Source organism: Pseudomonas sp. ICMP 3272 (assembly GCF_001466905.1).
Classification (GTDB): domain Bacteria; phylum Pseudomonadota; class Gammaproteobacteria; order Pseudomonadales; family Pseudomonadaceae; genus Aquipseudomonas; species Aquipseudomonas amygdali.
The window spans coordinates 47190-67787 of the sequence record NZ_LKEK01000038.1 but is presented as its reverse complement, the minus strand read 5'-3'; the positions used below and the strand labels follow the sequence as shown (position 1 = coordinate 67787).

18 protein-coding genes, 1 tRNA gene and 1 pseudogene are annotated in these 20598 nt (G+C 57.9%); 9 read left to right on the top strand and 11 right to left on the bottom strand.

The genetic code is table 11. The features are described 5' to 3' along the window. The first annotated feature begins 322 nt into the window (after nt 1-322). Nucleotides 323-1714, top strand: coding sequence for a GABA permease (gene gabP, locus AO068_RS06075; RefSeq protein ID WP_058407901.1), 1392 nt, complete (start codon nt 323-325; stop codon nt 1712-1714). 56 nt (nt 1715-1770) lie between these two features. Here the strand turns inward: gabP and AO068_RS06070 are convergent, their stop codons facing one another. From AO068_RS06070 to AO068_RS06030, 9 genes are all read right to left on the bottom strand, one after another. Then, a complete protein-coding gene (locus AO068_RS06070; protein ID WP_058407900.1) occupies nt 1771-2256 on the bottom strand; it encodes a hypothetical protein in 486 nt (161 codons plus the stop codon). 141 nt (nt 2257-2397) lie between these two features. Then, complete coding sequence (locus tag AO068_RS29485; RefSeq protein ID WP_054995674.1) at nt 2398-3744, bottom strand: methyl-accepting chemotaxis protein; 1347 nt, start codon at nt 3742-3744, stop codon at nt 2398-2400. A gap of 312 nt (nt 3745-4056) precedes the next feature. Further along, nucleotides 4057-4335, bottom strand: coding sequence for a hypothetical protein (locus AO068_RS06060; protein WP_005748012.1), 279 nt, complete (start codon nt 4333-4335; stop codon nt 4057-4059). A 266-nt stretch (nt 4336-4601) separates the two neighbouring features. Beyond that, nucleotides 4602-5504: a hypothetical protein gene (locus tag AO068_RS06055; protein ID WP_058407899.1), complete on the bottom strand. Its 903-nt coding sequence runs from the start codon at nt 5502-5504 to the stop codon at nt 4602-4604. After that, the gene (locus AO068_RS06050; RefSeq protein WP_223886377.1) at nt 5497-6069 is read right to left on the bottom strand and encodes a DUF6932 family protein; all 573 of its coding nucleotides are present in this window, start codon (nt 6067-6069) and stop codon (nt 5497-5499) included. Before AO068_RS06050 ends, AO068_RS06055 begins: the two co-directional genes overlap by 8 nt. 463 nt (nt 6070-6532) lie before the next feature. Next, nucleotides 6533-6608, bottom strand: a tRNA-Phe gene (locus tag AO068_RS06045). Nucleotides 6609-6709: 101 nt separating this feature from the next. Further along, nucleotides 6710-6982, bottom strand: a complete 273-nt coding sequence (locus AO068_RS06040) for an oxidative damage protection protein (RefSeq protein WP_002555777.1) — start codon at nt 6980-6982, stop codon at nt 6710-6712. Then, nucleotides 6979-8046: an A/G-specific adenine glycosylase gene (gene mutY, locus AO068_RS06035; protein ID WP_003372219.1), complete on the bottom strand. Its 1068-nt coding sequence runs from the start codon at nt 8044-8046 to the stop codon at nt 6979-6981. The genes AO068_RS06040 and mutY overlap by 4 nt, the downstream gene beginning before the upstream one ends. A 96-nt stretch (nt 8047-8142) precedes the next feature. Beyond that, nucleotides 8143-10368 (bottom strand): AsmA family protein, encoded by a 2226-nt coding sequence (locus AO068_RS06030; protein WP_058407898.1) that lies wholly within the window; start codon nt 10366-10368, stop codon nt 8143-8145. A gap of 424 nt (nt 10369-10792) precedes the next feature. Here AO068_RS06030 and AO068_RS06025 point away from each other — a divergent pair, with 424 nt between their 5' ends. From AO068_RS06025 to AO068_RS05990, 8 genes are all read left to right on the top strand, one after another. Then, nucleotides 10793-12454 carry an OFA family MFS transporter gene (locus AO068_RS06025; protein WP_058407897.1) on the top strand — a complete coding sequence of 554 codons (1662 nt, stop codon included), beginning with the start codon at nt 10793-10795 and terminating at the stop codon, nt 12452-12454. A 267-nt stretch (nt 12455-12721) separates the two neighbouring features. Beyond that, nucleotides 12722-13921: an amino acid aminotransferase gene (locus tag AO068_RS06020; protein ID WP_058407896.1), complete on the top strand. Its 1200-nt coding sequence runs from the start codon at nt 12722-12724 to the stop codon at nt 13919-13921. Between the two features lie 92 nt (nt 13922-14013). Further along, nucleotides 14014-14607, top strand: coding sequence for an imidazoleglycerol-phosphate dehydratase HisB (gene hisB / locus AO068_RS06015; RefSeq protein ID WP_058407942.1), 594 nt, complete (start codon nt 14014-14016; stop codon nt 14605-14607). After that, nucleotides 14607-15245, top strand: coding sequence for an imidazole glycerol phosphate synthase subunit HisH (gene hisH, locus AO068_RS06010; RefSeq protein ID WP_058407895.1), 639 nt, complete (start codon nt 14607-14609; stop codon nt 15243-15245). The genes hisB and hisH overlap by 1 nt, the downstream gene beginning before the upstream one ends. A 4-nt stretch (nt 15246-15249) precedes the next feature. After that, complete coding sequence (locus AO068_RS06005; protein ID WP_002551456.1) at nt 15250-15510, top strand: DUF2164 domain-containing protein; 261 nt, start codon at nt 15250-15252, stop codon at nt 15508-15510. Between the two features lie 107 nt (nt 15511-15617). Continuing rightward, the gene (gene hisA / locus AO068_RS06000; RefSeq protein ID WP_058407894.1) at nt 15618-16355 is read left to right on the top strand and encodes a 1-(5-phosphoribosyl)-5-[(5-phosphoribosylamino)methylideneamino]imidazole-4-carboxamide isomerase; all 738 of its coding nucleotides are present in this window, start codon (nt 15618-15620) and stop codon (nt 16353-16355) included. 19 nt (nt 16356-16374) lie between these two features. Next, entirely contained in the window at nt 16375-17145 is a 771-nt protein-coding gene (gene hisF / locus AO068_RS05995) for an imidazole glycerol phosphate synthase subunit HisF (protein ID WP_002551458.1), read from the top strand. Between the two features lie 184 nt (nt 17146-17329). Then, complete coding sequence (locus AO068_RS05990; protein ID WP_058400090.1) at nt 17330-18085, top strand: substrate-binding periplasmic protein; 756 nt, start codon at nt 17330-17332, stop codon at nt 18083-18085. Nucleotides 18086-18318: 233 nt separating this feature from the next. On the opposite strand, the pseudogene AO068_RS05985 reads toward AO068_RS05990, so the two are convergent. Then, nucleotides 18319-18780, bottom strand: a pseudogene (locus AO068_RS05985) (serine protease); the annotation flags it as partial. A 1035-nt stretch (nt 18781-19815) separates the two neighbouring features. After that, nucleotides 19816-20598, bottom strand: coding sequence for a divergent polysaccharide deacetylase family protein (locus AO068_RS05980; RefSeq protein ID WP_058407892.1), 783 nt, complete (start codon nt 20596-20598; stop codon nt 19816-19818).

The window sequence follows — 20598 nt, the reverse complement described above, 5'->3', positions numbered from 1 at the left end:
CTTTAGCCTGGTGTTGGAAGTAGCATTTGCTGAGCGGCGGTCTGATTTGCGCACCATGTTTGCGCTTGTAAGAGGGTTTTGGGCATTTTTGGTGCGTGCATGTAGACGAATCTGAGGCGTTTGGTAACAAATCCTACAGACTGCGTATAAAACCATCGTCTTGCATGCTTCAAGCGCCACGCTACAAGCCTCGTATTCTCTAAGCGACGTCGTTTTCGAAATATTTTGGCGCAATTCTTGCGTCAATAATAAAGAACGGCACCGTAGCTTTCTTTTTACGCAATGCTTCGGTGTGCCTCGCTCGTCTTGCATAGGTGGTTTTATGAGCAGTACCGCTAACTCTTCCGAGCTCGAACAAGGGCTGAAACCGCGACACATTACGATGCTGTCGATTGCCGGCGTTATTGGTGCCGGTCTGTTCGTCGGCTCCGGCCATGCGATTGCCGAGGCTGGTCCTGCCGTGCTGCTGGCCTACGCCGCTGCGGGTACGCTGGTGGTGCTGGTGATGCGCATGCTGGCCGAAATGGCCGTTGCCTCGCCGGACACAGGTTCGTTCTCAACCTACGCCGACCGCGCTATCGGGCATTGGGCCGGTTTCACTATCGGCTGGTTGTACTGGTGGTTCTGGGTGCTGGTGATTCCACTGGAGGCCAACGCTGCTGCAACCATCCTGCACGCCTGGTTCCCCAACATCGCGATCTGGATGTTCACGCTGGTCATCACGCTGGTGTTGACGGCGACCAACCTGTTCAGCGTGAAGAACTACGGTGAATTCGAGTTCTGGTTCGCGCTGATCAAGGTCGTGGCGATCATCGCGTTCGTGGTGCTGGGTGTTGCGGCGATCTTCGGTCTGCTGCCCACCAGCAACGTCAGCGGTGTCAGCCATCTGTTCGACACCGGCGGCTTCCTGCCAAACGGCATGGGCGCGGTGCTGGCGGCGATGCTGACCACCATGTTCTCGTTCATGGGCACTGAAATTGTGACCATTGCAGCGGCGGAGTCCAAGAACCCTGGCAGGCAGATCACCAAGGCCACCAACTCGGTGATCTGGCGGATCTTCCTGTTCTACCTGGTTTCGATCTTCATCGTTGTGTCGCTGGTGCCGTGGAACGACCCGCGCTTGGCCGAGGTGGGTTCTTATCAGACCGTGCTCGATGCAATGGGCATTCCGAACGCCAAGCTGATTGTCGATCTGGTGGTGCTGGTTGCTGTGACCAGCTGCCTGAACTCGGCCCTGTATACCGCTTCACGCATGCTGTTCTCGCTGGGCAAGCGCGGCGATGCACCTGCCGTGTCGAAGCGCACCAGCAAGGGCGGTACGCCTCGCTGGGCAGTGATCATGTCGACTGCCGCGGCGTTCCTGACTGTCTTCGCCAACTACATCGCACCGGCTGCCGTGTTTGATTTCCTGCTGGCCAGCTCTGGTGCCATTGCCCTGCTGGTGTATCTGGTAATTGCCGTGTCGCAACTGCGGATGCGCCAGAAGCGCATCGCTGCGGGCGAGGCCATCGACTTCAAGATGTGGCTGTTCCCATGGCTGACCTGGGCGGTGATCGCGTTCATCGTCGCGGTGCTGACCATCATGCTGCTGCAGGAAGAGCATCGCCTCGAAATCATCGCCACCGGCGTACTCAGCCTGTTGGTGATCGGCGCTGGCCTGATCGTATCGCGTCGCCGCAAGGCCGGCCGCGTGGGCGCTGCTGCGCTGGGTTGATCGCGCCCTTAGCGGATGATGCTCGTGCCAATGTCATACATTGGCACGAGCATGCATTAGCGTGCGGCTCTGGTGTCTCTCTTCATCAGCAGGTCGGATGCCAGGGTGTAATCCTTCTGGAAGGCGGGGCTTTCGATCCACTCGATTGCACTGTCTTCGTCCTCATCGTGGTACATGGCGCGGTACACGATAAGCAGACCCATCATGAAGTCCGTGGCCGGGTCTTCGTCCTCTTCGGAAACGACCAGTGCCAGCACCGGGTATTGCAGGAAGACGACGCACAGCGCCAGTTGGCTGATGGCCTCGGCGGCTTTCATGGCCACGAAGAGATCGTCATAGTCGGCCGGGTCGAAGCCGTTCTCCACGATGTCTTTGAAGTCGAACGTGTTTAGATCAAGTTCGACGTCATCAAACGGCAGATTGACCAGCGCAGAGGCGAACACCGGGTGGACGAGGCTGGTTGTGCCCTTGCCCGAGCGGTTCTGCTTGGCCTTGATTTTTGCGCGCTTGGCACGTTTTTGCTGCTTGTCTGGCGAGGCCATGAGCGGTCCTTTGACGGGCGTGAAATGCGATGGCCGCTATTGAAGCGCAGACGGGCTGGATAACCAAGGCTTGGCCGTAATCTCTGGACAATAAAAAACCCGCAGAACGCGGGTTTTGATGTGCGGGGCGTTACATGATCGTCATCGCTTGCCCGGTTTTGCAAACGCTTCAGCTTCATCCATGCGCGTGGCGAACATGTTCACGGCCTCGACCGCATCGCTTGCGCCGTCGCGGATCTGGACGATGACCTGTCCGGCCTGATCTGCCAGTGTCACACCTCTAATGGCACCTTCCTGCGTGGCATCCATGCTCGCCACAGCCTCACGTGTTTCGGCGAGGATCTTGCCGATCATTTCGGCAATCTCGGTGGTCGAGCCGCTGGTACGTCCGGCCAGTTGCCGGACTTCGTCTGCCACCACGGCAAACCCGCGACCCTGATCACCCGCCCGTGCCGCTTCGATGGCAGCGTTGAGCGCCAGCAGGTTGGTCTGGTCGGCGATGCCGCGGATGGTGTTGACGATGGCGGTGATCTGCTCGGAGCGATCGCCCAGCTGGCTCACCAGCTTCGCCGACGCGCCGATGTTTTCGGCAATCTGGCGCATTTCCCGAGCGGTTTCCTGAATGACCAGGGTTCCTTGTTCGGCCACTTTCTCGGTTTCTGCCGAGATATGGTAAGCACGCGACGCACCATGCGCATCGGCTTCCTGCTTTTCGACACGCTGGGTAATGTCACTGGCGAACTTGACGATCTTATAGAGCTTGCCGTCGACATCAAAAACCGGGTTATACGTTGCTTCCAGCCAGACAACCCGGCCATGTTTGCCGAGGCGTTTGAACTGATCGCCAATGAACTCGCCCTGATTCAACTTGCGCCAGAATTCGGCATATTCCGGGCTGTTGACCAGTGCCGGTTCGCAGAACGATCTGTGGTGTTTACCTTTGATCTCGTTCAGTGCGTAACCCATGACGTTCAGGAAATTACTGTTGGCGGTTATCACATTGCCATTGGGCTCGAATTCGCAAACAGCCATGGCCCGGTCTACTGCTGCCAGCTTGCCGTTGGTCTCGTTTTCGAGCATTACGCGTTTGGTAACGTCCAGAGCATATTTGACCACCTTGAACACTTTGCCCTGCGTATCGGTCACCGGGTTGTAGCTTGCCTCCAGCCAGACGCTACGGCCATTCTTGTCGATGCGCTTGAAGGTGCCGGAGATGAACTTGCCAGCCTTCAGAGACGCCCACAGGTCCGCGTATTCACGGCTGCGGAGCATCTCCGGCTCGCAAAAGTCGCGGTGCGTCTTGCTGGCCAGCTCATCGGCCCGGTAGCCCATCGTTGCAAGGAAGTTATCGTTGGCACGAAGGATCTTGCCGTCGAGACCCAGCTCGACCACCGCCATTGATTTTTCCAGTGCGTTTGTCAGTCCTTTGAGTCCATCTACCTCGGCCTTCATGGCTGTCAGTTCAGCTTTGTTCTTGTTTCCGAACATAACCTGCCCCTTGGTGTGTTTGTGGACTTGCTGTGATTAGAGTATCGGCTCGAAAAGCTGAGACATGAACGGGTCATCGCAACAATCGACTGGATAAATGAAGAGATTTATTGGCGTCAAAAAAGTGCAGTTTTTGGTCAAAGAAAAATACATTGACCATAAGTGCACAGATATCTGGAAAAGCGGTCTGCCCGTCAAATTCCGGACAAAGAAAAGCCCGCGATGGGGGAGCGGGCTTAAGGATTCACACTTGGGAGCAGCTCTACAATGACGCGGTCGCTGTGAAAACTTTGTGAAGAGTATTCACTGTTTTCACTTTTTTTCCGGCTGGATGGTGTTGGTCACTTCGGACGTCGGCACGAAGGTCTTCGACTCTTCGGCAGCCGCTTCCTTGGACGCCGCTTTGTCCTTGGCCGCTTCGGTGTTCTCTTTGGCAGCCTCGTTCACTTTGTCCTGAGCAGACTCCATCTTCTCCTGGGATTTCTCCTGATGAGCCTGAGCGTCCTGTGCTTTCTGTTCGGATTTGCTGTCGCAGGCAGCCAGACCCAGAGTGGCGGCGAGGATGAGGGCGGAGGCAGTTAACTTGAGCACGGAATTTTCCTTGTGGAAGCAAATGTATGGCTTCGAGGGTGGGCGGGGAAAATTAGTTCAATGGGATGGGGGCGGCAGGGCTCTGGATGGGTGGTCTTGAGGGGCTCGAAGCATCGTTTCGCACCTGTGGCCGAGCGCTATCTGGAAGTGATTCGGGTTGATACCTTTCTTCGCAGATTGACTGTACATGACCTCGGCAGGTCGATATCCAAGGATCGGATCAGGGAGGGAGAAATGAAAAGCCCAGCTGCAGGCTGGGCCAGCATTTACCAAGGAAGTTTGGAAATTGTGTACCTTGGCCTGCCATTTCCCACTGTTCTCGCGCTTACGCCAATAGTGAATGTCTGATTTAGCCGGGTGTTAATTATTGCCGGGTTCTCAATTGCGGCAGCAATCCGTCCGTGGATAATTGTGCCTTCCTGGGTTTTGAATTCGAAGCGACGTTCGGCAGGAAAGGCGCCAAGAAATTCGCCACTGAACTCGATATCGGTTTCAGTGATGTTTTCCACGCTCAGGCGCGATCTGCTAATGCGAACCTGATCAACGCTGGTAAAGGAAAATACGTGGTCTCTGGTTGTTACGGAGCAGTAGGCTTCATAGGCTATTAGTTTGTCCAGGTACTCTGAGACCGTGGCAATAGCCCTTGTACCAAGCCTAGACGCTGGCTCTGACAACTCCTCATCACCTTTGGTGGATGCCTCAAGAAGTTCTGCAACCAGCTCGAAAGCTTGCGAGACGGGCGTAGTCCCCTCCAGTGAGAGCTGAGGGTCACCACTTGGCGCCTCCTCAAACTCAAAACCAAATGAGCCCAGTGCCGTCCCTGTGATCAGTATCTGGTTTTGAGCTTTGTTTGGGATTGGCCCAAAATCATTCAGAACACCGCTTATAGAGGCTGCAATAGCCGATACGGCATCGGAAAATTTTGTGGTTACCGCGGCCCCAAACTCAGCACCTATACCGTGTACCCCTCTGACTGGAGTTCCGCGGTAAGTAACCACTGCTTTAGCGGGTGAGAATGCGCCGCGGCCAGGCTCTAGAAGACCTGCGCCTACCTGATTCTTCCTGGCTCGCAGCGAAAGACGTGAAAGGTTGCTCAGACCTGGCTTCTGAGCGATGCGGTCCAGGAAACCGATTTCTGCCTGTGCGTGAGTGAATTCAGTTCTATTCATTCTGGAGCTCCCGCTTTCGAATCCCCAAAAGGTCGGCCGCAGCTTGGTCATGCAATGGATCGAGTTTCACGCTCAGAAATCCTTTCCATTGCTGAGATCTTCTGTGCGACCACATACTGTACCAGTACGCCGCAAGCTCAATGAGTGTTTCGGGTGGGTCAGAGAGCAGATTTATATAAAAATCGACTCTATACGATGTCTTGATCCATTCTGTGTCTGTCAGCTTTTGAACATCATCAGCGGTCAATGATTGCTGAATGGCGGCTGACACATCGGCGAATGTCACAACATCCATATCATTGGGCGGGCGGCCCTCCAGCATCTCCACGTTCTCCATGAAGCTGCCGTTAAGCCACTGAATGCCCGAAACGATACCCATGCGATGGATTTCAGATCGATGAGACAGGAAGCCCTCAAGCACCTCGCATCTTTCTAAGGTAGTCGAGAAGCGATCAATCAACCGCTTTACGTCTGTCGGATAGGGCGCTCGCTCAAAAGATGTTGGATTCCGCTCGTTGATCGGCGGAATTACCCCCTGATGATCCCATAGTGGTATCAACTTCACCTCCGTGTGCCATGGTCCAGCCGAGGAAGCCAGCTGCGTTGTTTATTGCAGTACACCCCCGCCGGTTCGTTGGTTTGCCTATAACCTAAGCTTGCCAGATGACTTGGCTTCCCCCTTCGGAAGTGCATGTGTGCACTCTGTCATGCAACGCAAAATGTGGGCAAGCGCAAACGTTGTACGCAAAGTTTCGAGCGCTCGCGCGTCAGCAGATTTTCAGGGCTGGATAGAAGATGTCTGCTTCAGCGAGCATAGCGCCCAACGACCATAGGTATCAGCCGGTACTCAGCAATTTAGCTACGTGCTGAATGATTGGCATCGTTCAGTGGTCGAGCTTGTCAATGGACGGGTTGTGTGCCGAGCTTTGGGGATACGAGGAAGGTTAGGCCCAGACAACAAAAAGCCCGCATGAGGCGGGCTTCTTGTGTGCTTTCAGGTGTGCTTGGCATCACCTGAAAACGAAAGGTGGTGCCCAGAGACGGAATCGAACCGCCGACACGGGGATTTTCAATCCCCTGCTCTACCGACTGAGCTATCTGGGCAACGGGGCGCATTAGACGTGTTTTTCAGGAGGTCGTCAAGCGTGTTTTTTAAAAAATTTGAATTATTACCGACGCTTACGACCTTCACTGCGTGAAACGCTTTATTTTTCGGGGGGAACGTAGCCTTCGGCCTGGGCGTATTCTTCGCCGGAGAGAAACTTGTCCATCTCGGTCTGGAGGAATTTACGGTCTTCGGCGTTCATCATGTTCAGGCGACGCTCGTTGATCAGCAGGGTCTGGTGTTTCTGCCAGTCGGCCCAGGCTTTCTGCGAGACGTGGTTGAAGATGTCCTCGCCCTTGGCGCCCGGATACGGGGCGCGTTCCAGGCCGGGCAGTTCTTCTTTGTATTTGCGGCACATTACGGTGCGGGTCATGACGACTCTCCTGCGTTCAATACGTCGGCTGCGCGTTTGAGCAGCTTTTTCACCGGGGCGGCAAGGCCCAGGCGTGGCGGGGTGGCGAGGTTATACCAGAGCCAGTCAGCCTCGGCCACGTGATCGGTGGACTCCTGGACCTTGACCAGCCAGGGTTCGATGCTCAACTGGAAGTGGCTGAAAGTGTGGATCAGCCCCGGCAGTTCATGGTGCTCGCCCAGTTGCAGCGCGTGTTGGGTGGCCAGGTGCTGAAGGTCATCGAAGTCATCCAGTTCCGGCAGGCTCCACAGGCCGCCCCACAAGCCGCTGGAAGGGCGACGATAAAGCAGGATCGCGCCGTCTTCGTTGGCGAGCATCGGCATGAGCGTGCGTTTCTGCGGCACGGTCTTGCGCGGCTTGGGGATCGGGTAGCGCGTTTCCAGGCCCAGCATGTGCGCCTCACAACTGCGCTCCAGCGGGCAGAGCAGGCAGCTCGGTTTGCTGCGGGTGCAGAGCGTGGCCCCCAGGTCCATCATCGCCTGGGTGTAGTTGTTGACCCGGCGGTGCGGCGTGAAGCGTTCAGCGGTGGCCCACAGCTGCTTGGCCACCTTCGGTTCGCCAGGGTAGCCCTCTTGCGCGGTGAAGCGCGCCAGCACGCGTTTGACGTTGCCATCGAGGATCGGCGCGCGAATGCCCATGCTCAGGCTGGCAATCGCGCCTGCGGTGGACAGGCCGATGCCGGGCAGCAGAATGAGTTTTTCGACATCGCGGGGAAACTCGCCGCCATGGTCGGCGACCACGATTTTTGCCGTTTTCTGCAGGTTGCGGGCGCGGGTGTAGTAACCCAGCCCGGTCCACAGGTGCAGCACTTCGTCCTCGGGCGCGTCGGCCAGCGCCTGCACGGTCGGCAGGGCCTCCATGAAGCGGTCGAAGTAATTCAGAACGGTGCTGACCTGGGTCTGCTGCAGCATGATTTCCGACACCCAGACCCGGTACGGCGTGATGTCTTGTTGCCAGGGCAGGTCATGTCGGCCATGACGGTCGTACCAGTCCAGCACGGCGCTGGAGAATTGTTCGGGTTGCATGGCCTGAAGGGCTCTCGTCGTCGGGGTATGAGTCGGGATAGGAAAGGTTGCGCCAGTGGAGCGCCGCGAGGGCGCTCCTGAGCTATTCACATTGCTCTAGCGCTTGAACAATCCCTTGAGGGCGTCCTTGAGTTCGGGGCTGACCTTGTCACCGAGTTTTTCATTCAGCTTGTCCTCAAGCTTCTCGCTGATCCGGTCGCCCGCCAGCTTGGCAGCGATCTGACCGACGCCTTCCTTGTCCAGGCGGCAGGCTTTGGCACCCAGTTCCAGCGGGCCACGGCACTGCACCGGCCATTCGATGCCGACGTAGCGCGGGTTGATCTCGCAGGCCGGGTCCGGCATGTCGCTCTTGTCGCCTTCGATGATGATACCGACGCGGTAGTTCATGCCCAGAACGCGCAAATCGATATCGCCGTTACCGTTGACGGTCAGGCCTGGAATACGCACTTTGAGGTCCGGGTTGCTGGCCACGCCGTTGCGTACCACCAGATTGCCGTTGAGCTGCTGGAACGGGGTGTCCTTGGCGCGCGGTTCGCCGGTGAGCGGTTTGCGGTTCAGGGTCGAAATACCCTTGCACAGTTGCTGCTCCAGGTTGGCATTGACCAGCACGCCGTTATTGAGCGCGAAGCTGGCGGTGCCGTTCAGGCTGTCGATCAGGGCTTTTTCGCTGTTGCCCGCACCGGTCAGGTTGCTGTCGAGCGTCAGCAGGCCACGTACTGGCGGCGTCTGGCCCTGGCTTTCCAGGATGCGTTCGACCGGCACTTTGGCAATGCGCGTTTGCACCGTTGCTACAGGCGTGTCCGGACGCGCGTCCAGATTGCCCTTGACCTCGAAGTTGCCGTTGTAGAGATCGCCACTCAGCGTATCAACCTTGATGACGCCACCACTGGCCTGGGTCTTGAATGCTGCGTTGTCGATGGGCAGTTTATTCAGGGTCAGCTTGCCAAAGCTCAGGTCAGCCTCGATATCCAGCGCACGCAGGCGCTCCAGTGGCAGCAGCTTTGTGGTGCTCCAGGCCGCCTTGGTCGGTTGCTCGGGCAGCGGTGAGTCGCCCGCAACGGCTGCGGCTTCGCCCGACTGCACTTCGGATTTGCGTGCCGCCTTGGCGCCTTTGCTTTCTTCACTTTCAGCCGGACGATAGCGGTCGGCGTCGAAGGTATCGCCCTTGAGCTGGACACGCAGCGCCTGCTTGGCGAAGTCGTCCACGGCGATCCGACCCGTGAAGGTGCTGTCGTCGACTTTCAGGTTGAGGTTATCCAGCGCAAGGCTGGTGGGCGTGCCTGCGAGGCGTGTGACCATTTCAACCTTGCTCAGCGCGCCCTCGGACATGGCGGGCAATGGCTGGCCGATGTTTTCGAAGAAGGTGCGCAGGTCGAGCTGGGCGATGGACAGGCCGCCGCTGATCTGTGGCGTCTTGTCCAGATCACGGGCACGCAGTTCGCCCAGTGCGCGCAACTGATTGGCTGACACTTTGAGGCTGTTCCATTCAGCGATATTAGCGGCCAGGTCAACGAGCAACTGGCCCTGCGCCGAAAAGGTCACGGTCTTGCCTTGCAGCGGCTCGCCGGCGACTTCACCGGACAGGCGCATGTCTTCGAATTGATAACGCTTGAGCGCGCGGTCCATGCGCAGCTCGCCGACCAGCTCGGTCTTGGCGCGCACGACGGGCTGGTTGGTGCTTAGAAAGGCCGTCAGTTTGATCGGGATGTCGGACGCTTCACGAATCGGCCCGGTGCTCAGTTGAATGCTCTCGGCTGTGAAAGTTCGGCCTTTGCGGGCATCGCTGTAATCCACGCGGGCGTTGTTGACGGTCAGGCTGTCGATATCCAGCCGGATTGGCTGGGAAGGGCGGTCGGCCTTGGGCGCGTCCGGGGCTGGCGCAGGAGCCGCTTCGCCAGGCGCTGCGGTGGTTGCGACAGCGGGCTTGCCGATGTCTTCCCAGTTGCCATGACCGTTTTCGTCACGGTGCAGGGCCAGGTTAAGGCCTTCGACGCGGATGTCGCTCATCTGCACCTGACGACGAAGCAGCGGCAGGACACGCACGGACAGGCCGAGCATCTGCACATCGGCAAACGGCTGATCGGGGGCGGTCAGGGTGGCGACATGGGCGTCGTGCAATTCCAGGCCGAGCCAGGGGAACAGGCTCCAGCCGATATCGCCGTTGAGCGTCAGCTCGACGTTGGCCTTGTCGCGTGCCAGCTGGCGAATCTCGTCTTTGTAGTCGTTGGGATCAAACAGGTGGGTCAGGGCGAAGCCGAGAGCCACGATGATCAGCAACAGCCCGAGAATAAACAGCCCCAGGATTTTGCCGAACGCTTTCATGGGCGAGTCCTTGTGTCGATGTTCAAAAATAGCCCGTGAGTATACCGCTCTGACGCGCGTACCGGGCTGCGGATGCCGTTATTGCTGTCCGGTCTGTGGTTTGAGGTGTCCGCGCGCCTCTCGACCAGACCGCCAAACAGCTTTTGCCGCAACTAAGGTTCTGACAGTTTTTCTTATCATTTAATTGACTGCATCTATGGCGTCATAGAGCGCGCGGATTAACCGATGCAATAGATAATAAAAAGCATGTAACGAGATGCTTATTTGCCATCAGACAGTGATAGTCTCCGTTTTTGCTGGCTCAGGTGCGTCTTTTTGTCACGTATCTGAATAACCTGCCGATAAAACAGACATGGCCGCTCGGCACTGAGTCTGTGGCGGACCAGCGGACCATCTGCGAGCTTCACACATTGGGGTAATTATAATGAGCACAAGCACAGCCTTGGGCGGCGCAGCCGTTCAACCTGCGTTCTTGTCCAAAGAGCGCATTATCGCCAAGCCCGGTTTCAACCGTTGGCTTGTTCCACCAGCAGCATTGGCAATCCACCTTTGTATCGGTATGGCTTACGGCTTCTCGGTGTTCTGGTTGCCGTTGTCCAAGGCCGTGGGTATTACTGCACCCGTCGCCTGCACTCCGGACATGGGTTTCTTCGCGCAGATGTTCGCGTCGACCTGTGACTGGCAGATCTCCATGCTGGGCTGGATCTACACCCTGTTCTTCATCTTCCTGGGTTGCTCGGCTGCCATCTGGGGTGGCTGGCTGGAGCACGCAGGTCCACGCAAGGCCGGTGTTGTTTCTGCCGTGTGCTGGTGTGGCGGTCTGCTGATTTCCGCACTGGGTATTTATACCCACCAGATCTGGCTGATGTGGCTGGGCTCGGGCGTGATCGGCGGTATTGGTCTGGGGCTGGGCTATATCTCCCCCGTATCGACTCTGATCAAGTGGTTCCCGGACAAGCGCGGCATGGCGACCGGCATGGCGATCATGGGCTTTGGTGGCGGCGCGATGGTGGGTGCACCGCTGGCCACTGCGCTGATGGGTCACTTCGCTTCGGCTGAAAGCGTGGGCGTCTGGCAGAGCTTCGTGGTGATGGCGGTGATTTACTTCATCTTCATGATCGGCGGTGCACTGGGCTACCGCGTTCCGCCAACCGGCTGGAAGCCTGAAGGCTGGACCGCTCCGGCTGCCAAGGCCAAGAACGCGATGATCACCAACCGTCACGTGCACGTAAGCGTGGCCTGGAAGACACCGCAGTTCCGTCTGGTCTGGCTGGTGCTGTGCCTGAACGTATCGGCCGGTATCGGCATCCTGGGCATGGCTTCGCCGCTGCTTCAGGAAGTGTTCGCCGGCAAACTGCTGGGCGTCGATCTGACCTTCAGCCAGCTCAATGCCGACCAACTGAAAGCCATTGCTGCGATCGCAGCCGGCTTCACGGGTCTGTTGAGTCTGTTCAACATCGGCGGTCGTTTCTTCTGGGCTTCGTGCTCGGACTTCATCGGTCGCAAGGCAACCTACTTCGTATTCTTCGCACTGGGCTTCCTGCTTTATGCGTCGGTTCCGACACTGAGCCATATGGGTAGCATCGCGCTGTTCGTGGCCGCGTTCTGCATTGTGCTGTCGATGTACGGTGGCGGTTTTGCGACGGTTCCGGCTTATCTGGCTGACCTGTTCGGTACGCAGATGGTCGGCGCGATCCACGGTCGTCTGCTGACTGCCTGGGCTGCGGCCGGTGTGCTCGGTCCGGTATTGGTCAACTACCTGCGTGAGTACCAACTCGCCCACGGTGTTGCACGTGCCGATGCCTACGACATCACCTTGTACATCCTCTCGGGTCTGCTGGTGCTGGGCTTTATCTGCAACCTGCTAATTCGTCCGGTTGCCGACAAGTACTTCATGACCGACGCCGAGCTGGCGGCTGAACAAGCCATCGGTCACGACAAGGGTGCCAATGCCACGACTTCGCTGGAGTGGAAAGCATCCGCAGGCAGTAAGCCGCTGGTCATCGCCGCCTGGCTGGCCGTAGGCATCCCGCTGGCGTGGGGCGTCTGGATTACCCTGCAAAAGACCGCAGTGCTGTTTCACTAAAAGCCTGTAGGTAACAGATAAGCGCTTGCACTTCGGTGCAGGCGCTTTTTTTTGTGCGCAGACTTCTTGTTCCACGCACTCTGAATCGGACGCAGAGCGTCGCACGATAGTTGAGGCTATCGTTCCGCACGCTCCAGCGTGGGAATGCCGTTCATGACGCTCCGCGTCACCTATCTGCGGCTCAATGTGTTTGATGCACTGCCCGTTCCCCCGCAGACGCTGCTACATTAGCAACCCCTGTTTTTATTGCCTGTAGGAGTTGTTTGCATGCTAGCCCACGTGGAGTCATACGCTGGTGATCCGATCCTTTCCCTGATGGAAACCTTTGGCAAGGATTCCCGTGCGGACAAGGTCAATCTGAGCATCGGCTTGTATTACGACGCGCAGGGCCGTATCCCTCAGCTGGCATGCGTAGCAACGGCACAACAGCAACTGGCCGAGGGCGAGCAGGCGGCTTCGGTCTATCTGCCGATGGAAGGCCTGGCGGCGTATCGGCAGGCGGTGCAAACCCTGTTGTTCGGTGCCGATCACCCGCTGGTTCAGGCAGGCCGTGTGGCCACCATTCAAACCGTGGGCGGCTCGGGGGCACTAAAGATAGGTGCCGATTTCCTCAAGTATGCGTTTCCGGACTCGCAGGTGTGGGTCAGCGATCCGACCTGGGAAAACCATAACGCGCTGTTCGGCGGAGCGGGCTTCAAGGTCAACGCGTACCCGTACTTCGATGCCCAGACGGGTGGCGTGAGGTTCGAGGCCATGCTCGACACGGTGCAGGGTCTGCCTGCGCAGAGCATCCTCCTGCTGCACCCGTGCTGCCATAACCCGACCGGTGCCGATCTGACAGTTGCGCAATGGGACCGCCTGATCGAAGTGATCAAGGATCGTCAGCTCATCGCGTTTCTGGATATTGCCTATCAGGGTTTCGGCAAAGGCATGGACGAAGACGCCTACGCCATCCGCGCAATGGCCAACGCAGGTGTCACAACGCTGGTCAGCAACTCGTTCTCGAAAATCTTCTCGCTGTACGGCGAGCGGGTCGGCGGGTTGTCGGTCGTTTGCGAAGACACCGCGTCGGCTGCCAACGTATTCGGCCAGCTCAAGGCCACTGTGCGCCGCAACTACTCCAGCCCGCCTGCACATGGCGCGTTTCTGGTGTCGAAAGTGCTCAACACACCGCATTTGCGCGAGCAGTGGCTGGGCGAAGTTGAGGCCATGCGTGTGCGCATCATCGACATGCGCACGCGTCTGGTCGAGGTGCTGGCGCAGAAGGTCTCCGGACGTGATTTCAGCTTTATACTCAGGCAGAACGGGATGTTCAGCTACACAGGTCTGACGCCACAGCAGGTCGATGAACTGAAAGACGTTCACGGCATTTACATGCTGCGCAGTGGCCGGGTGTGCATGGCGGGCCTGAATGAAGGGAATATCGACAAGGTATGTAACGCAATCGCGAGCCTCTTCACCCACTAAATGCCCTGCTGGTCGTCTGTTTGCTTCATGGCGGGCGCATCTGGGCCTATAATGCTCGCCTTTTTTCGCCCAATGATTTTGCGGAGCTGGTGATGGCCGAACGTAAGGCGTACGTCGAGCGTAATACTCTGGAAACCCAGATCAAAGCCTCGATCAACCTGGATGGCACCGGAAAGGTCCGATTCGATATCGGTGTGCCTTTTCTTGAGCACATGCTCGACCAGATCGCCCGGCACGGGCTGATCGATCTGGACATCGAATGCAAGGGTGACCTGGCAATCGACGACCACCACACGGTGGAAGACGTCGGCATCACCGTGGGCCAGGCGTTCAGCCAGGCGATCGGCGACAAGAAGGGCATTCGTCGTTACGGCCACGCCTACGTGCCGCTCGACGAAGCGCTGTCGCGCGTGGTCATCGATTTCTCCGGGCGTCCGGGCCTGCAGATGCATGTGCCGTATACCCGCGCAACGGTGGGCGGCTTTGATGTGGACCTGTTTCAGGAGTTCTTTCAGGGCTTCGTCAACCACGCGAACGTGACGCTGCACATCGACAACCTGCGTGGCACCAACACTCACCACCAGATCGAAACCGTGTTCAAGGCTTTCGGTCGCGCGCTGCGCATGGCGGTCGAGCTGGATGAGCGCATGGCCGGGCAAATGCCATCCACCAAGGGTGTGCTCTGATGCAGACGGTTGCGGTCATCGATTACGGTATGGGCAACCTGCACTCTGTCGCCAAGGCGCTTGAGCACGTAGGCGCAGGCCGTGTGCTGATTACCAGTGACGCCAAGGTGATTCGCGAAGCCGACCGTGTGGTGTTTCCGGGTGTGGGCGCGATTCGCGACTGCATGGCCGAGATCCGCCGTCTGGGCTTTGATTCGCTGGTCAGGAAAGTCAGCCAGGACCGTCCGTTTCTCGGTATCTGCGTCGGCATGCAGGCGTTGCTCGACAGAAGTGAAGAGAGCGGCGGCGTGGATTGCATCGGTCTGTTTCCCGGCCAGGTGAAGTTTTTCGGCAAGGACCTGCACGAAGAGGGCGAGCACTTGAAAGTGCCGCACATGGGTTGGAATCAGGTCGCTCAGGCGGTGGATCACCCGCTATGGCATGACATTCCGGACCTGGCACGTTTCTACTTCGTGCACAGTTTCTACATCGATGCCGCCAATCAGCGTCAGGTGGTCGGGCGCGGTCACTATGGCCTCGACTTTGCCGCCGCGCTGGCCGACGGTTCGCGCTTCGCCGTGCAATTTCATCCGGAAAAGAGCCACACCCACGGTCTGCAATTGCTGCAGAACTTCGCTGCCTGGGATGGTCGCTGGTAATCGTATGAGCAAAACCAAGAGCAAGCCGCCGATCCTGACCCTTTCGCCCGAGCATGAGCAGCAGGCGATCGACAAGCTCAAGCGCCTGTTCGCAGAGCGCTTCGAGCTGGAGCTGGGTACGTTTGAAGTGGCTGAGGTACTGGAATTGTTCACCCGCGAGATAGCCCCGCATTACTACAATCGCGCCATTTTCGATGTTCAGCAGCAGCTCAAGGAGCGGTTCGAGAGCATCGAAAGCGACCTCTGGGCGCTCGAAAAGAATTGAATAGAAGCAGCTTTGAGCTTCAGGCTTCAAGCCGCAAGAATCAGTGAGTACGCATACTTGCAGCTAATCGCTTGCAGCTTGCCGCTCTTTTTGACCAAGGAATAAGCATGCTGATTATCCCCGCTATCGACCTCAAAGACGGTGCCTGTGTGCGTCTGCGTCAGGGCCGGATGGAAGATTCCACAGTGTTCTCCGATGACCCGGTGGCCATGGCCGCCAAGTGGGTCGACGGTGGTTGCCGCCGTCTGCATCTGGTCGATCTGAACGGTGCGTTCGAAGGACAGCCGGTCAACGGTGATGTGGTCACAGCCATCGCCAGACGCTACCCGAAGCTGCCGATCCAGATCGGTGGCGGCATCCGTTCGCTGGAAACCATCGAGCACTACGTCAAGGCGGGCGTGAGCTACGTCATCATCGGCACCAAGGCCGTCAAAGAGCCCGAGTTCGTGGCTGAAGCCTGCCGTGCGTTCCCCGGCAAGGTGATCGTCGGTCTGGATGCCAAGGACGGTTTCGTCGCCACCGATGGCTGGGCTGAAGTCAGCTCGGTTCAGGTCATTGATCTGGCCAAGCGCTTTGAAGCCGATGGTGTGTCGGCCATTGTCTACACCGACATCGCCAAAGACGGCATGATGCAGGGCTGCAACATCCCGTTCACCGCCGCGCTGGCGGCCGCCACGCGGATCCCGGTAATTGCTTCGGGTGGCATTCATAACCTGGGCGACATTCAGGCGCTGCTGAACGCCAAGGCTCCGGGCATCATCGGCGCAATCACCGGTCGTGCGATCTACGAAGGCACGCTGGATGTGGCCGAAGCCCAGGCGCTCTGCGACCGCGAACAACGCTGAATAGCTGGAGACTGACCCTGTGGCCCTAGCCAAACGCATCATCCCTTGCCTGGACGTCGACAACGGTCGAGTGGTCAAGGGTGTCAAGTTCGAGAACATCCGGGATGCAGGCGATCCGGTGGAAATTGCTCGTCGCTACGATGAGCAGGGTGCCGACGAAATCACTTTTCTCGACATCACTGCCAGCGTCGATGGCCGTGACACCACGCTGCACACTGTCGAGCGCATGGCCAGTCAGGTGTTCATTCCGCTGACTGTCGGTGGCGGCGTGCGTACCGTGCAGGACATCCGTAACCTGCTCAATGCGGGCGCGGACAAGGTGTCGATCAACACTGCAGCGGTGTTCAACCCCGAGTTCGTCGGTGAAGCCGCCGCTCGTTTCGGGTCGCAGTGCATTGTGGTCGCTATCGATGCCAAGAAGGTCTCCGGCCCGGGCGAAACCCCGCGCTGGGAAATCTTCACCCACGGCGGACGCAAACCCACCGGGCTGGATGCGGTGCTCTGGGCGAAAAAGATGGAAGACCTGGGGGCTGGCGAGATCCTGCTGACCAGCATGGACCAGGACGGCATGAAGAACGGCTTCGACCTGGGCGTTACCCGCGCCATCAGTGATGCGCTGGGCATTCCGGTAATTGCTTCCGGTGGTGTCGGCAACCTTGAGCATCTGGCTGCCGGCGTCATCGAAGGTCACGCCAGTGCCGTGCTGGCGGCGAGTATTTTCCACTTTGGCGAATACACCGTTCCCGAAGCAAAGGCTTATATGGCCAGTCGCGGGATTGTGGTGCGCTGAGTACTGCGCATCAAAGCGGGCGTCGCTTGTTTCAGACCATGGGTTTGAAACAGCCGGCGCTCGGTCTGTTTCAGCCCTGTGGCATTCGAGTATTACCTGTAAGCGACATCGCCGGACAGCGCGCTAGACAGTGCGCCGGGTTCACGGCACTCTGCATGCGTCGTTCATGATCGAGTGCTGGAACATGTTCAAACGTCTATTTCTCGCACTGATCGGTGTCGGCTTGTTGCTGAGTGAAACTGCGCGAGCCAGCGACTCAGCGCCTTATTCCATGGTGTTGCTCACCGAGAATTTTCCGCCGTTCAACATGGCGGTCGATGGCAAGAATTTCGCGCAGGAAAACAACATCGACGGTATTGCCGCTGAAGTGGTGCGTGAGATGTTCAAGCGCGCAAACATTGGTTACAGCATGACCCTGCGTTTTCCGTGGGACCGGGTTTACAAGCTTGCCCTCGACAAGCCCGGTTATGGCGTGTTCTCCACCACTCGCCTGCCTGAGCGCGAAAAACTGTTCAAATGGGTAGGTCCGGTAGGCTCCTATGACTGGATCATGCTCGCCCGCGGCGACAGCCCCATCACGTTAACGTCGCTTGAGCAGGCAAAGAACTACAGGATTGGTGCCTATAAAGGCGACGCCATCGGCGAGCGTCTGAACGCGATGGGCCTGAACCCGATTTTGATGCTGCGTGACCGGGACAACGTGAAAAAGCTCGACAATGGTCAGATCGATCTGTGGGCCGTGGGCGATCCGGTTGGCCGCTATCTGGCGAAACTGGAAGGGGTCACGGGGTTCAAGACCGCGCTGCGTTTCAACAGCGCCGAACTTTACCTGGCAGTCAACAAGAGCACGCCTGACGACGTTGTGGCTCGCCTGCAGAAAGCCCTCGACCAGATGCGTGCCGAAGGCTGGGTCGACGCCGTCAAGGCGCGCTATCAGTAATTGCTCAACCTGCTGCGGGAATGATGTCTTCACGTACGTTGGAAGGCTGCCCATTGATGTCATGGCCGTAAGTGCAGATCTTCAACGGCAGCAGTGTCTGGCGGGCCCATCTTGACCGTGTAATGGTCGATCGGGCGATGTTCGTACGACCAACTGACCGATAATGCGCCTAACCGGTTTTTCCCAATAACCACCTGTGGCTAGGGCGTCGGTCCCGCCGGTTGCAGCTCTATGGCAAGCGCAAGCGGCTGGATGCCGTCCTTGATCAGCGTTTCGAGGTTTGGTTGCAACTCGACAATCGCCAATTCCACGCCCTGCATGCTGCTCCAGCTGACGCGTTTCAATGGATAGCTGCGTGCCACGCTGTCAGTGAAAAAATTGAACTGGACGCTGCCTTCGATCTCTCCATCAGTAATGATCAGACCGTTCTGCCGACTGATGCAGTGGCCGCTGGTGAGTGCATAGGCAGGCGCATCAGGCGGGCTATCGGCGTTTCGAGTATCGATCAGCGTCGCCGTACAGTTCGAGCCCGACCTGCTGTTGATACGGCCGATGTCGTTCCAGTGGTCGCGTGAGCCGTCGGCGTTCAGCAGAACTAGGGAAAGCAGTCCTTCGCCCAGGTCTGCCGCTGCATGAATGGAAAAGGGCAGCAGTGCGGCGATACAGCACGCACCTGTAATCGTTGTTGGTTTCATCATCATCCTTGATAGCAGTATCTTGGCCTCCGTCATGGAGACACCTTCCTTAAGTCGGAATTGACACGTTTATCAAGGCTGAAGCGGTGGTGGACATGGAGCGCAGATATATCGGACTTCGTATAGGGAAAGTGCTGACACAGACTGTGAGGGATCAGCTACAAAACCCATATTGCTCTGTTGCTGTAAGCGGTAGTCAGACTGAACTCACATAAACTCTGGTGCCATTCATGATTTGCACTGATTGCTGATGGATAAAGGGGTCAAGGTCGTCTGTCTGATGAACATTTATCGCGATATATCTTGGTTCTGGCGGTTTCCTGCAGACAAAAAAAGCCCCGCCGAAGCGAGGCTTTTTTCCTTCAGCCTTTACAGGCTGTCGAATGCGTCGCAAATCCATTCCCAGGTCCTGTAGGCACTGAAAATATTCATCGCTAGGCGCAGCAGGCGTTTTATAGGCCGCATACTGTTGTCCTCGTGAAAGGACTGCCTCCCTTGGCGCCTCCCAGCCAAACTCCAAGTCGGTCTCACGCGAATGATCCCTTGAGGCTGGTCCAGCTTCGGGCCTTTCGATAAAGCCGAGACGGGTTCCTAGGCCCGCGTCAAAAGGTCCTGCAACAGGCGTCACCGACCGTTGAGCCGGCTCGCATCTTACCAGTCTTTTGAGGGCCTTTTAGTAACCGCTTTTTACCACTGGCAAAAAAATAGCCTGACCCTGGGAAATTTTTCGTGAAGCAGTTTCTCGGGTTCCGTTTCGGTATATCTGAGGCCCTCAATCGGCTCTTCCAAGGGCCTAAATAGGCCATAATTTATGGTGCCATTCGCACAAAGTGTGTACTATCGGCCTCACACGCGAATGATCCCTTGGGATTGCGGAAATGGTTCCTAAGCCATTTCCATCAGAAAAGCCGCTTCCTAGAGCGGCTTTTTTGTGCCCTTTTTTTGGGAAACCTTTTCCCTATCAACTGCAATCCGGTGAGCTGATAGTGAGAGTAGAGGGCAAGTTTGAGCTCTGGCTGAGAGCGACGCGTACGATCAGCGATACACCCCATTCTTGCCGTGCGCCGCACTCGCCTGATTGCCGCGTTCGCTGATCATGCTGCGCAGGTCGATCCATTCGACGCCCTGGTCCTTGAGTTTGGGCAACTCGCGTTCCAGTACGTCCAGCGTGACCGGGTAGGGGTGACCGATGACCACTGCCGAGCCATGCTTGCGGGCGATTTTGATGGCGGTCTGCAATTGGCGGGTGATGGCTTCAGCCGTGCGCTCGTCGTCCAGAAACACGTCGCGCGAGACGCTGGCGAGGCCGATACGCTGCGCCTCGGCGGCTGCCACGGTTTTCGCGCTGGTGCGGCTGTCCACGAAAAACAGATGACGTCGTTGCAGTTCGGCCATCAGCCAGGCCATCGCGACCGGTTCGGCGGTCATCCGGCTGCCCATGTGGTTATTGATGCCGGCTGCATAAGGCACTTTCAGCAGCGCCGCATTGAGGCGGCTTTCCAGTTCAGGCAAGGGTAGTTCGGGGTGCCAGGCGTAAGGCCCGGTCGCCGGGTCCATCGGCATGTGCAGCATGACCGTCTTGCCTGCGCGGTGAGCCTCGCGGGCAAATTCAGTGGCGTGCGGAGTGTCAGGCATGATCGCCAGCGTTACCGGGCCGGGGAGCGCCAGTGTACGGCTGTCCCGCGTCGGGTTCTGACCCAGGTCGTCGATGATCAGGCTGAGATAGGCCTTCGGCGGCTTGCCGGTGTTCTCGGCTGGCGCTGCATGGGCAGCACCAGTGATCGAGAGTGTCAGCAGTAACAGAGCGAGAGCGCGCAT

Coding starts and splice junctions, on each gene's coding strand:
- AO068_RS06030 (WP_058407898.1), bottom strand. CDS start 10,368: ATGAAAGCGTTCGGCAAAATCCTGGGGCTGTTTATTCTCGGGCTGTTG.
- AO068_RS05980 (WP_058407892.1), bottom strand. CDS start 20,598: ATGCGCGCTCTCGCTCTGTTACTGCTGACACTCTCGATCACTGGTGCT.
- AO068_RS29485 (WP_054995674.1), bottom strand. CDS start 3,744: ATGTTCGGAAACAAGAACAAAGCTGAACTGACAGCCATGAAGGCCGAG.
- gabP (WP_058407901.1), top strand. CDS start 323: ATGAGCAGTACCGCTAACTCTTCCGAGCTCGAACAAGGGCTGAAACCG.
- AO068_RS06040 (WP_002555777.1), bottom strand. CDS start 6,982: ATGACCCGCACCGTAATGTGCCGCAAATACAAAGAAGAACTGCCCGGC.
- hisH (WP_058407895.1), top strand. CDS start 14,607: ATGCAGACGGTTGCGGTCATCGATTACGGTATGGGCAACCTGCACTCT.
- AO068_RS06025 (WP_058407897.1), top strand. CDS start 10,793: ATGAGCACAAGCACAGCCTTGGGCGGCGCAGCCGTTCAACCTGCGTTC.
- AO068_RS05990 (WP_058400090.1), top strand. CDS start 17,330: ATGTTCAAACGTCTATTTCTCGCACTGATCGGTGTCGGCTTGTTGCTG.
- AO068_RS06020 (WP_058407896.1), top strand. CDS start 12,722: ATGCTAGCCCACGTGGAGTCATACGCTGGTGATCCGATCCTTTCCCTG.
- AO068_RS06070 (WP_058407900.1), bottom strand. CDS start 2,256: ATGGCCTCGCCAGACAAGCAGCAAAAACGTGCCAAGCGCGCAAAAATC.
- AO068_RS06005 (WP_002551456.1), top strand. CDS start 15,250: ATGAGCAAAACCAAGAGCAAGCCGCCGATCCTGACCCTTTCGCCCGAG.
- hisB (WP_058407942.1), top strand. CDS start 14,014: ATGGCCGAACGTAAGGCGTACGTCGAGCGTAATACTCTGGAAACCCAG.
- mutY (WP_003372219.1), bottom strand. CDS start 8,046: ATGCAACCCGAACAATTCTCCAGCGCCGTGCTGGACTGGTACGACCGT.
- AO068_RS06055 (WP_058407899.1), bottom strand. CDS start 5,504: ATGAATAGAACTGAATTCACTCACGCACAGGCAGAAATCGGTTTCCTG.
- hisA (WP_058407894.1), top strand. CDS start 15,618: ATGCTGATTATCCCCGCTATCGACCTCAAAGACGGTGCCTGTGTGCGT.